The sequence below is a fragment of the Actinokineospora sp. NPDC004072 genome, assembly GCF_053604195.1.
The window spans coordinates 64,720-76,218 of the sequence record NZ_JBSGHB010000027.1 but is presented as its reverse complement, the minus strand read 5'-3'; the positions used below and the strand labels follow the sequence as shown (position 1 = coordinate 76,218).

Below are 11,499 nucleotides of genomic sequence, written 5' to 3'. Positions count from 1 at the left end.
GTCGCCCGGTTCGTGCTGGACCTGTCGGAGGCGCAGGCCGCCGTCGAGCTGGGCTGCACCGTCGGCACGGTCAAGTCGCTGACCAGCCGGGGCGTGGCGCGGATGAAGGAGCTGTGGGCGGCGGAGGAGACGGTCGTCGGGGGATGGCCGGGCATCGACCGGGAGTCGGGGAGGAGGGGGACATGACCGTTGACGAGCAGGACCCCGCCGTGGTGCGACTGCGCCGGGAGTCGGGTTCGGTGGTGGTCGCGCCGTCCAGGGTCGATGTCGTGCTGCGCCGCGTGCACGAGCGTCGGCGCGTGCAGCGCCAGCACCGGGTGCAAGCGTTTGCGGCGCTGAGCGTCGTGCTCGTCGCGGTCGCCGGGGCGCTGCTGGTGAACCGGGACTGGCGCACCGACGTGGTGACCCCGCTGTCGACCCAGCCCGTGGCCGAGTGGCCGGTGCGCGGCTCCCTGGCGGGCGACGCCGACCTGCTGGCCCGCGCCGAGGCCACCTGGCGGCAGAGCCCGCACCGGCCGTCGGGGGCGGTGCGGACGCTGTTCGCCGGGGTGCCGCCGTACTCGGGGACGGCGAACTTCGCGGTGGTGGCGATGGTGTCCGCCGAGGGGTCGGTCGCCTTCGTCACCACCCCGGCTGCCCCCCAGGTCGACACGTCGAACCTGCTGCTGCGCGCCGTGGGGGCGGTGGCGGCGGACCAACCCGCCATCGGCTTCGTCTCGGCGGCGCGGCACCCGTCCGACGCCGTGGGCGGGCTGATGTTCGCCCTGGCCGCGCCGGGCATCGCCAGCCCGCAGCTGCAGACCTCCGCGATGGACTACACCCCGGGCAACCCCATACCGCTCTCGGACGGCTCGGCGTGGGCGCAGATGCCCGAGAGCGTCGGGGCGTGGAACAGCAGGCTCACCACCCCGGTCGGCGACGCGGCCCCGGCGGGCGGCGTGCTCGACCCGCCCACCGGCCCCGCGCGCCTGGTCCAGGGGCCGGGCGGCCTGCGGGTCGAGGGCGCCGCGCCCGGGGACCTGATCGTGACCCCGGACGGCGTGCTCGGCACCGCCGCGGCGGACGGGTCGGTGGACACCCGCTTGTCCGCCCTCGGGGAGCTGCAGATGTACCTGACCGGCGTCACCGGGCGCGTCGCCGAATCCGGCGAGTTCATCGCCGACGGTCCGGCCAACCCGAGCAACCGCGTGGTCCTGGTCCGCGGCCCCGTCACCGTCACCGTCGGCAGGCTCACCCCCGACGGCGCGGGCTGGCGCGTCCACCGCGCCGTGGACCCGCTGTCGGCGCCCGCGGACGTCAGGTGGGTGCGCCCGTGACGCCGCTACTGCGACGCCCAGCCGTCCCCCCACACGCCTGCGGAGCCGCCCCAGTCCTTCGTCAGCCGGAAGTAGTGCGCGTCGTAGGGGTAGAGGCCGGTCCAGCAGTACCCGTAGTAGGTGCCGTCCATCCGGTAGCGCACGGTCGGGCCCATCTTGGTGTCGGTGCCGGTGGCGTTCCACATCTCGACCCGGATCTCGCGCCCGAACCAGCTGCCGTCGCCGCTGCCGGTGCCGCGGAGGTTCACGCAGGCGCGCCCGCTGTAGGACGGCCAGAACTCCCGCGAGTTGAGGCTGCTGGAGAAGCTGAACCCGAAATTGAAGGGCAGGTACACCGCTTGCACGGTCATCTGGTCCGCGACCGCGGCCTCCCCCTCGCGGAGCTCGTATCTCGGCGCTCCCGGGATTGGGCCGCCCTCCACCCGCCCCGCAGCGGGCGGCGCGTCCTTCCCGGACCGCCCGCCCGGCGGCTGCGCGTTGGCGCCGGGAGCCGCTGAGATGACGGTGAGTGCGGCAAACAGAATGGGGAGTAACCGACGCTTGGCCCTCATGAGGTTCGACTCCTACAAGATCATTCCCGGACGTTGGGGAAATTTAACCAGCAACACCCATTCCAACGCCCCCCGTTCGGGTGACGCCACTCCCACCTGGTCTGTTCGTCGCCCACCGAACGTCCGAACGGCCGCACCGCCCCAGCCCGAAAAGACCAACCAACCCTACGCGGCATACGGTGAATTAGCGGCCTGATTTCACCGTCTACTAGCCAGAATTCCCCCGCCACCGCCCTCACGCGCGCGGGGGTTCCCAGGGGCCCGGGCGCAGCTTGCAGGGAGCGCGCCCGGGTCCCGCCTACTCAGGACTTCGATGGATTGGGGTTGACCGGGTAATCGGCCGCGCTGACGACGGAGAAACCCTTCCGCACCTTCACGGACAGCACTCGCACGCCCAAGCAGGGTCGTAGACCGTCGCGCACAGGGGCGACGCACAACCACGGAACCCACAGATTTCAGATTCGCAGCCGACTCCCAATCCCGGGAAATCTTCGACCACACCCCGTTTAGCCCGGCCACAGAAGAAGGCGCCTGACGCATGCCCTGGCTGGCGCGGTTGATCCGCACGGAACAGGGGGGCCAGGACCATTCCGCCCAGACTCCAGCGCCACACGTCTCGACCTTCGAGAACTCCCCGCGCCCTCGACTACTGTCCGTGATTGCGATTGGCGCAATTCGCAAACCCCCAGAAACGCGATGCGGCCCTAGCGCTCATCGCGCTCAGGGCCGCATCGGCAGACCAGCTGATCGTCATGCAGGACGGACCTGCTGGTGGCGGGTAGAGGATTCGAACCTCTGTAGCTTTCGCGACGGATTTACAGTCCGCTCCCATTGGCCGCTCGGGCAACCCGCCGGGGTCCGGTGGTGGCCGGACGGGGGAAACCATACCCAATCGGTCCGGGCGGGTTCCAGCGGGGGGCCCGATGGGCGGCGGTAGCATCGGCCACCCACTCGGTATCAGGCGCGGAGGTGCGAGGCACGTGGCGGACCCGTCGTTCGACGTGGTGAGCAAGGTGGATCGGCAGGAGGTCGACAACGCGCTCAACCAGGCGGCCAAGGAGCTGGCCACGCGGTTCGACTTCCGGGGGACCGGGGCGCAGGTGAGCTGGGCCGGGGAGGAGGCCATCACCCTGCAGGCCGAGACCGAGGAGCGGTGCGCCGCGGCGATCGAGGTCTTCAAGGAGAAGCTGATCAAGCGCGGCATCTCGCAGAAGGCGTTCGACGTGGGCGAGCCCGCGCTCTCCGGCAAGGTCTACAAGGTCACCGGCACGCTCGTGCAGGGCATCTCCACGGAGAAGGCCAAGGAGATCGCGAAGAAGATCCGCGACGAGGGCCCCAAGGGCGTCCAGGCCCAGATCCAGGGCGACCAGCTGCGCGTCTCCGGCAAGAAGAAGGACCACCTGCAGGACGTGATCGCGCTGCTGAAGGCCGCGGACTTCGGGATCGCGCTGCAGTTCACCAACTACCGGTAGCCCAAGCCCCTCTGACCGGGGGAGACGCCGCACGCGGCCTCCCCCGGTGCAGGGCTGGCACAACCGAGCGTCGGGGTCTGCTCGACGGCATCCGACCGTAGGTGGTGAGCCTCACGGTCGGAGCCCACCGCGAGCTGCGCACGGACGGACTACCCGTTAAAGCGCTGCCTGAGCCACTCGGTCAATTCATCTCGGTGGAGCTGTCCTCGGGCCATTTCCAGGGCCACAGCCACGAGTTCACCCTGGCTGAATTGCGGGTCCCAGCCGTTGGTCAGGCAGAAGTGCACCAGCATGATCGCCGTGCACCTCTTGTTGCCGTCGACGAACGGATGAAGGGTGCACACCGACCAAGCCAAGGCTGCCACCTTGGCGGCCACGTCCTCATGCACGTCAACGCCCCAGGCCGAGGCCCGGGGGGCGGCGCAGGCCGATTCCAGGCCAGCACGATCCCTCAACTGCGCGGCAATGCCGTACTTGGCCATGATGTCGAGGACGTCATCAGCTTCCGGGTAGATCAACCCGGCGTCTTCCGCGGTCACGGCTCAGATCTTGCCCAGGAGGTCGATTGCAGCGGCGTATCGCTCTTGGATGAGACGCACCGCCTCATCGGAGCTCAGCGGGGTGCGCGTGCGCGGGGGAATCTCGTCGGCACCGGGCAGCGGCACCTCAGCTGCTACCTTGGCGATCCGCTCGCGGACGGCGTCAGGCGACGTCATGCCTCGCTCCTTCCCACGTGCGATCTCCCGCAGCCCGACCCTACAGCCGCTGTCCAGAGAGGGCCGAAACCGCGCGGGAATCCCTTCGGTCGGGGGCGACCGGTAACACCGCACGCTCAGAGCGGATAACCCGGTCTGGGTGGGCGCATGGTGACCTCCTAGGCGAGGAGGGCATCATGCGTGACACCGTGACGCGGGCGGGGCATCTGGGGCTGGCTGAGATCGATCGGCGGCTGGCGTGCGCGAACCAGGCCATCGACCTGGCGCTGGCGATGCGGGACCGGGCTCGGTTCCACCGGGCGTGCGACGTGCGGGCCGACTTGCTCACACTTCGCGCCGAACGGGAGCGGTTGGAGGCGTCGGGGGAGCCAGAATCCATCTGGTGACCCGACCGACGAGGGGAGTTGGGATGAAGGGCATCGTCCTCGCCGGGGGCAGCGGCACCCGGTTGCACCCGATCACGCAGGCGGTGTCCAAGCAGCTCCTGCCGGTCTACGACAAGCCGATGGTGTACTACCCGCTCTCGGTGCTGATGCTGGCGGGCATCCGGGACGTGCTGATCATCTCGACGCCGGTGGACCTGCCGAACTTCCAGCGGCTGCTCGGCGACGGCGCGCGGCTGGGGATGCGCTTCTCCTACGCGGTGCAGCCGCAGCCCAACGGGCTGGCCGAGGCCTTCATCATCGGGGCCGACTTCATCGGCGACGACGACGTGGCCCTGGTCCTCGGCGACAACATCTTCTCCGGCCACCGCTTCACCGAGCAGCTGCAGGAGGCCGTGGCGACCCTCGACGGGGCCACCCTCTTCGGCTACCGGGTCAAGGACCCCGAGCGCTACGGCGTCGGCGAGGTCGACGCCGAGGGCAGGCTGGTCTCCATCGAGGAGAAGCCCGCCGCGCCGCGGTCGAACCGGGCCATCACCGGGCTCTACTTCTACGACAACCAGGTGGTCAAGATCGCCCGCGGGCTGACCCCGTCGGCGCGCGGCGAGCTGGAGATCACCGACGTCAACCTGGAGTACCTGCGGCAGGGCCGGGCCAAGCTGGTCGACCTCGGCCGGGGCTTCGCCTGGTTGGACACCGGCACGCACGACTCGCTGCTGGAGGCGGGGCAGTTCGTGCAGACGCTGGAGCACCGCACCGGGGTGCGGGTGGCCTGCATCGAGGAGATCGCCCTGGAGCAGGGGTTCATCACCCCCGACGAGTGCTTCGCCCTGGGCCGGGAGCTGGCCAAGTCCGGCTACGGCGAGTACATCATGGGCGTCGCGCGGGCGGCTGGCGCAACCGGCTGACCCGGGCCGCCATCGGCGGGTGCGTGGCGAAGCGGCGGGCCAGCGCGGACCCGGCCGGGAACGGGTTGGCGGTCATCAGGTGCGCCTGGGCCAGCAGCTGGGGCGCCGGGGCCAGCGGCGCGGCACGGGTGCCGTCGTCCAGCTTGCGCAGCGCCTGGGCCAGGCCGTCGGGGTCGCCGGTGAGCGCGACGGCGTCGGCGTCGGCGCGGAACTCCCGGGAGCGGCTGGTGGCCAGCCGGACGATGAGCGCGCCGACCGGGCCGAGCAGGACGACCGCGAGCGGGACGTCGTCGTCGTCGCCGACGAGCGCCGCGGCGCCCGCGACCACGGCGAGGGCGCCTGCCAACGCCCCGGCCACGCTGGCGACGAGGGTGTCGCGGCGGTGGACGTGGGCCAGCTCGTGGGCCAGCACGGCGCGCAGCTCGCGCTCGTCCAGCAGGTCGAGCAGGCCGGTCGTGCAGCACACGGCGGCGCTGCGGGGGCCGCGGCCGACGGCGAAGGCGTTGGGCGCCGCGGTGTTGCTGATATGCAGCCTGGGCATGGGCTTGCGGGCGGCGGTGGACAGCTCGCGCACGATCGCGTAGAGCCGGGGCTGCTCGGCCTCCGACACCGGCCGGGCCCGCATGGCCCGCAGCGCGACCCGGTCGGCGGCGAGGAGCGCGTAGCCGACCAGCAGCGCCGACACCGCGACCGCGACCCAGATGACCTCGAAGAACGCGCCGACGAGGAGGACCAGCGCGCTGATCCCGCTGAGCAGCAAGGCAGACCGCATGCGATTCCTCCTCCCTGTCCGGTGTACCAACGGATCGCGGTGACGCCTAGTTCCCGCTCTCGCCGCGGCGCCAGTACGTCGTCGGGCGCACGCGGGCGCGCGGGTAGCCCCGCTCGGACAGCAGGTGCTCGCGCACGGCGAGCATCGCGGCGCGCTCCCCCGCCAGCCACACCTCCGGCTGGCCGGGCGGCAGGTCGGCGGCCCGGATGGCCTCGACCAGGACGGTGCTCTCCCCCGCGGGCACGCCGTCGCGGTGCAGCCAGGTGATGCCCTCGACCGGCTGCTCCTCGGCGGCGTCGGCGACCTCGACGAAGGCGCGGACGGGCTTGTCCACCTCCCGCAGGATGGCGGTGATGGCGGGCAGCGCGGTCTCGTCGCCCGCCAGCAGGTACCAGTCGGCCGCGGGGTCGGGCTGGTAGGCGGGCGACGGGCCGACGAAGATCATCTCGTCGCCCGGGCGCACCCGCTGCGCCCACGCCGACGCGGGGCCCTCGTCGCCGTGCAGGACGAAGTCGAAGTCCACCTCGTCGCCGTCGTGGCGGGCCAGGGTGTAGGTCCTGGTCAGCGGCCGGACCTGGGACCAGCGGGCGCGCGCGTCGGCGAGCGTGTCGGGCAGGTCGGCGCCCTCGGGGTAGAGGTACAGCATCACGTTCTGGTCGGTCCGCACGTCCTGGAGCGCGGTCAGCGACTCGTGCTTGACGGTGACGCGGGCCATCTTCGGCGTGACCCGGGTCACCTTCACCACGGGCACCCGCCAGAGGCGGGGCTCGGGCCTGCGGGAACGCCTGCGGGGCTGCTCGGTGCTCATCAGGCCCATGGTCGCGCGCGGCTTGCGGCGGCCCGGAACCCGGGTACTGTTCGTTCGTACGAACAAGGGGGTGGGCCGTGGCCGGTCTCGCCGAATCCGCGCGGCTGCTCGCCGACGGGTCCGTGTCCGCGCGCGAGCTGGTGGGCGCGGCCCTGGCCGCCGCCCGCGACAGCGAGCTCAACGCCTTCCGGCTGCTGCGGCCGGACGACGCGCTGGCCGAGGCCGATGCGGCCGACGAGCGGCTGGCCGCGGGCGAGCGGCTGCCCCTGCTCGGCGTGCCCATCGCCATCAAGGACGACGTCGACCTCGCCGGGACGCCGACGGCCTTCGGCTGCCCCGGGCGCTTCCCCGCGGCGACGGCCGACTGCGAGCTGGTGCGCCGGGTCAAGGCCGCGGGCGCGGTGATCATCGGCAAGACGAACACCCCGGAGATCGGCCAGTGGCCGGTGACCGAGGGCAGCTTCGGAGCCACCCGCAACCCCTGGCACCCCGACTACAGCCCGGGCGGGTCGTCCGGCGGTTCGGCGGCCGCGGTGGCGGCGGGCATCGTCCCGGCCGCCGTGGGCTCCGACGGCGCGGGATCGATCCGCATCCCCGCGGCGTGGACGAACCTGGTGGGCATCAAGCCGACGCGGGGGCTGGTGCCGACCGCGCCGGAGCCGGAGCTGTTCCACGGCCTGACGACCTACGGCCCGCTGGCGCGCACGGTCGCCGACGCGGCGCTGCTGCTGGACGTGCTGACCGGCGGGAACCACTCCGCCGCCGTGACGGCCCCGGTGCAGCCGCTGCGCATCGCGCTGTCGCTGCGGCCCGCGTTCACCGCCTTCCGCGTGCGGGTCGACGCCGAGGTGCGCGCGGCGGTGCACCGGGTGGCGCTGAAGCTGGTCGAGCTGGGGCACTCGGTGACGGTCGCCGACCCGGCCTACGGGCTCATCGGGCTGAGCTTCCTGCCGCGCTCGCTGGGCGGCATCCACGACTGGGTGCGGCGGGTGCCGGACGTGTCGCTGCTGGACGCCCGCACCCGGCACAACGGCCGGGCGGGCAAGCTCCTGGCGCGCGGCCTGTGGGCCTCGCGGGCCACGCTCGGGCACTTCGCCCGGCGCATCGGGGCGATCTTCGCCGAGCACGACGTGGTGCTCACCCCGACCACGGCCACCCCGCCGCTGCCGGTCGGCTGCATCGACGGCCTCCCCGGCTGGCGCACCGACCGGCGCGTGATCACCGCGTGCCCGTTCGCCTGGCCGTGGAACGTGCTGGGCTGGCCGGGGGTGAACGTGCCCGCCGGGTTCACCGCGGCCGGGCTGCCGGTCGGCGCGCAGCTGCTCGGGCCCGCCGCGAGCGAGCCGCTGCTGATCTCCCTGGCCGCGCAGCTGGAGGCGGCGTCGGGCTGGGCGCGCACCCATCCGCCCATACGATGACGGCATGGGCGGAACCCGGACCGAGATCCTCCGCGCGACCCTCCGGGTGATCGGGGCGGAGGGGGTCGCCGGGGTGACGAACCGGCGCATCGCGCGCGAGGCGGGCGTGTCGCTGGGGTCGATCACCTACCACTTCGACACCCAGTCGGCGCTGCTGCGCGAGACCATGCTGCTGTTCGTCGCGGAGGAGACCGAGCGGCTGGCGTCGGTGGCCGCCCTGCACCGCTCGTCGGTGACCGTCGACGAGGCCGCCGCGCTGGTGGAGCGGATCGTGGAGAACACCGCCTTCGGCAGCGAGCAGATCGCGCCCCTGGAGCTCTACATCCACGCAGGCCGCGACGCCGCCCTCCGCGACGCCGCCGCGACCTGCTTCGCCGCCTACGACGACCTGGCCACGACCGTGCTGACCGCGCTGGGCCTGGCCGACCCCGAGCGGCTGGCAGGCCCGGTGGTGGCGCTGATCGCGGGCCTGCAGCTGCGCAGGCTGGCCACCGGCGCCCCCGGCCCGACCACGGTGGCCGACGCGCTGCGGCTGCTGGTCGCCTAGCGCCTGCGGTTCAGGGTGGGCCAGGTGGCCATCGGCGGCACGACCCCGGTGGACATCTCCAGCATCGCCTCGGCGGTGGCGCAGGCGTCGCAGATCCGGATGCACCCGTCCCTGGTGACCATCGACGTCGCCTCCCACCCCGCCGTCGGACCGCGGCCGCAGCGCGGGCAGAAGCAGCCTGCCACCAGGTTCTCGATGTCCTGGGCGTACTTCTCCACAAGCCCGATGCTCAACCGCCCGAACCCGATCAGCGCGGTGGCCACGCAGTCCTTGTGCACGCCCGGGATTCTGTCCCCACCACCCACCCGACCTGCGGCGACCACCCGCACCCCAGCCCGGGTCCAGCCGATGGGGTGATGGGCAGTCGCTCCCGGGACGAGCACCGGGAGCGACTGCCCCGTCCTATCCCCGCAGTTCCACCACGCGAGGCTCGGCAGCAGCGAACTAGCCCCGCAGCTCCATCGTGCAGCACTTGGGGCCGCCGCCGGATTTGCGGAGTTCGGAGATGTCGACGGGGACCGGGTGGTAGCCGTGGGACTTGAGTTGGGTGATGAGGTGGGTGGATTCCTGGGCGATCACCACGTTGCGGCCGTCGGAGACGGCGTTGAGGCCGAGGCATTCGGCGTCGGACTCGGTGGCGAGGATGGCGTCGGGGAAGAGGCGGGACAGGACGCGCTGGGTGCCTGGGGAGAAGGCGTCGGGGTAGTAGGCGATGTGGGCCTGGCGGGTCGCCGTGGCTTCGGTGAGGACGACCAGGGCCACGTCGAGGTGGTAGTAGCGGGGGTCGACCAGCTGGAGGGAGACCACGGGGACGCCGAGGACCTCCTGGGCTTCGGCGTGGGCCGCGGGGTCGGTGCGGTAGCCGGTGCCCGCGAGCAGGATCGAGCCGGTCCAGGCGAAGTCGCCCTCGGCCTCGTTGACGCGCGAGGGCATCGTCACGTCGCGGTAGCCCGCCTCCAGGAACCAGCGGCGGTAGTGGTCGGCCTCGGCCGAGCGCTGGGGGGCGCGGAAGCGGGCGCCGAGGACGCGGCCGTCGATGACCGTGCCGGAGTTGGCGCTGAACACCATGTCCGGCAGGCCGGGGACCGGCTCGATCGTCTCGACGGTGTGGCCGAGCGATTCGTAGGCGGCCTTCAGCTCCGACCACTGCGCGACGGCCAGACCGGTGTCCACCGGCTTGCTGGGGTCCATCCACGGGTTGATCACGTACTCGACCGTGAAGTGCCGCGGCTCGCACATCAGGTAGCGGCGGGTCGTCGGCACGCGCTCGGCGACCGAGAGGACGACCTGAGGGGAGGCAGTGGTCATGGATCGAAATGTATGGGCGAGGAAACCAACCAACAACGCCGCTGCGTTGCAGATAGACCTACATAATGTTGCGTATGGACGCCATTGATCAGCGGATCGTTGCGCAGCTCGTGAAGGACGCCCGGTCCAGCTACGCGGAGATCGGGAAGGCGGTCTCGCTCTCCGCCCCGGCCGTGAAGCGGCGGGTGGACCGGCTGCTGGAGGCCGGGGTGCTCAAGGGCTTCACCGCCGTGGTCAACCCCGAGGCGCTCGGCTGGGGCACCGAGGCGTTCGTGGAGGTCTACTGCGACAGCAACGTCTCCCCCGACCGCATCCGCCAGCGCCTGGAGCCGCTGCCGGAGGTCGTCGCCGCCTACACCGTCTCCGGGGCCGCCGACGCGATCGTGCACCTGCGGGCGGCCAACATCCACCACCTCGAAGACGCCCTGGAGCGGCTGCGCGCGGTCGACATGGTGTCCCGCACCGTCTCGACCGTGGTGCTTTCCACACTCCTGGAGCGCCCACCCGCGCCCGAACCTCACTAGCGTTGCGGCACATGACCGTGCGGATGCAGCGCCGCGACGGCGTGGCCGTCATCACCCTCGACGACCCGGACCGGCGCAACGCGCTGACCCTGGAGATCTCCGCCGAGCTCGCGGAGCTGGTCGACGGGTGCGCCGACGACGACGAGGTCAATGCCATCGTCGTCACGGGGGCGCCGCCCGCCTTCTGCGCAGGCGCCGACCTGACCGTGCTGGGCGAGTCGCGCGAGGAGGGGCTGCGGCGGATCTACGCCGGGTTCCTCGCCGTCGCCCGTTCGCCGCTGCCGACGGTCGCCGCCGTCAACGGGGCCGCGGTGGGCGCCGGGCTGAACCTGGCGCTGGCCGCCGACGTGCGCATCGCCGGGCCGCGGGCCCGCTTCGACGCCCGCTTCCTGCAGCTGGGCCTGCACCCCGGCGGCGGCATGACCTGGATGCTGCAACGGCTGGTCGGCCCGCAGGCCGCCACCGCGATGACGCTGCTCAAGCACGTCCCGGACGCCGCCGAGGCCAAGCGGATCGGCTTGGTGCACGACGTCGCCGATGATCCGGTCGAGGCCGCGGTGGCGGCCGCGCGCGCCTCCGCGGACGCCCCGCGCGACCTCGTGCTGTCCATCAAGCGGACGCTGCGCGCGACCGCCGCGATGACCGCCCACGAGGACGCCATCGCCACCGAGCTGACCGCCCAAGTGGCATCCATGGACAGCCCGGAATTCGCCCGCCTCCTGGCAGCAATGAAGGAGCGGATCACCAAGCGGGGCTGAGACAATGACCACATGGCG

General features: G+C 72.2%; 16 protein-coding genes and 1 tRNA gene. 9 read left to right on the top strand and 8 right to left on the bottom strand.

What is annotated here, in order from left to right; translation table 11 throughout:
• Both ACWEPX_RS30475 and ACWEPX_RS30470 read left to right on the top strand, forming a co-directional pair.
• Positions 1-186, top strand: a 186-nt coding sequence (locus tag ACWEPX_RS30475; protein WP_451900713.1) for a sigma factor-like helix-turn-helix DNA-binding protein, incomplete at its 5' end; no start/stop codon positions are given.
• Complete coding sequence (locus ACWEPX_RS30470) at positions 183-1,316, top strand: hypothetical protein (RefSeq protein WP_451900712.1); 1,134 nt, start codon at positions 183-185, stop codon at positions 1,314-1,316. The genes ACWEPX_RS30475 and ACWEPX_RS30470, both read left to right, overlap by 4 nt.
• Positions 1,317-1,321: 5 nt before the next feature.
• Here ACWEPX_RS30470 and ACWEPX_RS30465 read toward each other — a convergent pair whose 3' ends face one another.
• Positions 1,322-1,666 carry a hypothetical protein gene (locus tag ACWEPX_RS30465; RefSeq protein WP_451900711.1) on the bottom strand — a complete coding sequence of 115 codons (345 nt, stop codon included), beginning with the start codon at positions 1,664-1,666 and terminating at the stop codon, positions 1,322-1,324.
• A gap of 970 nt (positions 1,667-2,636) precedes the next feature.
• Positions 2,637-2,720 (bottom strand) — tRNA-Tyr (locus ACWEPX_RS30460).
• 127 nt (positions 2,721-2,847) lie between these two features.
• Here ACWEPX_RS30460 and ACWEPX_RS30455 point away from each other — a divergent pair.
• Entirely contained in the window at positions 2,848-3,339 is a 492-nt protein-coding gene (locus ACWEPX_RS30455; RefSeq protein ID WP_451900710.1) for a YajQ family cyclic di-GMP-binding protein, read from the top strand.
• Positions 3,340-3,488: 149 nt separating this feature from the next.
• Here the strand turns inward: ACWEPX_RS30455 and ACWEPX_RS30450 are convergent, their stop codons facing one another.
• Both ACWEPX_RS30450 and ACWEPX_RS30445 read right to left on the bottom strand, forming a co-directional pair.
• Positions 3,489-3,878, bottom strand: coding sequence for a type II toxin-antitoxin system death-on-curing family toxin (locus ACWEPX_RS30450; protein ID WP_451900709.1), 390 nt, complete (start codon positions 3,876-3,878; stop codon positions 3,489-3,491).
• Positions 3,879-3,881: 3 nt separating this feature from the next.
• Complete coding sequence (locus ACWEPX_RS30445; protein WP_451900708.1) at positions 3,882-4,055, bottom strand: hypothetical protein; 174 nt, start codon at positions 4,053-4,055, stop codon at positions 3,882-3,884.
• Positions 4,056-4,231: 176 nt separating this feature from the next.
• On the opposite strand from ACWEPX_RS30445, the gene ACWEPX_RS30440 reads away from it, so the two are divergent.
• Together ACWEPX_RS30440 and rfbA are read left to right on the top strand one after the other, a co-directional pair.
• Positions 4,232-4,441 (top strand): hypothetical protein, encoded by a 210-nt coding sequence (locus ACWEPX_RS30440; protein ID WP_451900707.1) that lies wholly within the window; start codon positions 4,232-4,234, stop codon positions 4,439-4,441.
• A 23-nt stretch (positions 4,442-4,464) separates the two neighbouring features.
• The gene (gene rfbA, locus ACWEPX_RS30435; protein ID WP_451900706.1) at positions 4,465-5,346 is read left to right on the top strand and encodes a glucose-1-phosphate thymidylyltransferase RfbA; all 882 of its coding nucleotides are present in this window, start codon (positions 4,465-4,467) and stop codon (positions 5,344-5,346) included.
• On the opposite strand, the gene ACWEPX_RS30430 is transcribed toward rfbA, so the two are convergent.
• Positions 5,309-6,118 carry a M48 family metalloprotease gene (locus ACWEPX_RS30430; RefSeq protein ID WP_451900705.1) on the bottom strand — a complete coding sequence of 270 codons (810 nt, stop codon included), beginning with the start codon at positions 6,116-6,118 and terminating at the stop codon, positions 5,309-5,311. The genes rfbA and ACWEPX_RS30430 overlap by 38 nt on opposite strands.
• Before the next feature lie 46 nt (positions 6,119-6,164).
• Positions 6,165-6,926, bottom strand: a complete 762-nt coding sequence (locus ACWEPX_RS30425; RefSeq protein ID WP_451900704.1) for a siderophore-interacting protein — start codon at positions 6,924-6,926, stop codon at positions 6,165-6,167.
• A gap of 77 nt (positions 6,927-7,003) precedes the next feature.
• On the opposite strand from ACWEPX_RS30425, the gene ACWEPX_RS30420 reads away from it, so the two are divergent.
• Both ACWEPX_RS30420 and ACWEPX_RS30415 read left to right on the top strand, forming a co-directional pair.
• The gene (locus ACWEPX_RS30420; RefSeq protein ID WP_451900703.1) at positions 7,004-8,344 is read left to right on the top strand and encodes an amidase; all 1,341 of its coding nucleotides are present in this window, start codon (positions 7,004-7,006) and stop codon (positions 8,342-8,344) included.
• Between the two features lie 4 nt (positions 8,345-8,348).
• Positions 8,349-8,891 carry a TetR/AcrR family transcriptional regulator gene (locus ACWEPX_RS30415; RefSeq protein ID WP_451900702.1) on the top strand — a complete coding sequence of 181 codons (543 nt, stop codon included), beginning with the start codon at positions 8,349-8,351 and terminating at the stop codon, positions 8,889-8,891.
• Here ACWEPX_RS30415 and ACWEPX_RS30410 read toward each other — a convergent pair.
• Both ACWEPX_RS30410 and ddaH read right to left on the bottom strand, forming a co-directional pair.
• Entirely contained in the window at positions 8,888-9,169 is a 282-nt protein-coding gene (locus tag ACWEPX_RS30410) for a hypothetical protein (protein ID WP_451900701.1), read from the bottom strand. The two genes, ACWEPX_RS30415 and ACWEPX_RS30410, sit on opposite strands and share 4 nt — an antisense overlap.
• A gap of 166 nt (positions 9,170-9,335) precedes the next feature.
• On the bottom strand, positions 9,336-10,199 hold the full coding sequence (gene ddaH, locus ACWEPX_RS30405; RefSeq protein WP_451900700.1) for a dimethylargininase: 864 nt from the start codon (positions 10,197-10,199) through the stop codon (positions 9,336-9,338).
• A 74-nt stretch (positions 10,200-10,273) separates the two neighbouring features.
• Between ddaH and ACWEPX_RS30400 the strand changes: the two genes are divergently transcribed.
• Both ACWEPX_RS30400 and ACWEPX_RS30395 read left to right on the top strand, forming a co-directional pair.
• A complete protein-coding gene (locus ACWEPX_RS30400; RefSeq protein ID WP_451900699.1) occupies positions 10,274-10,723 on the top strand; it encodes an Lrp/AsnC family transcriptional regulator in 450 nt (149 codons plus the stop codon).
• An 11-nt stretch (positions 10,724-10,734) separates the two neighbouring features.
• Positions 10,735-11,481: an enoyl-CoA hydratase gene (locus ACWEPX_RS30395; protein WP_451900698.1), complete on the top strand. Its 747-nt coding sequence runs from the start codon at positions 10,735-10,737 to the stop codon at positions 11,479-11,481.
• Positions 11,482-11,499: the final 18 nt, after the last annotated feature.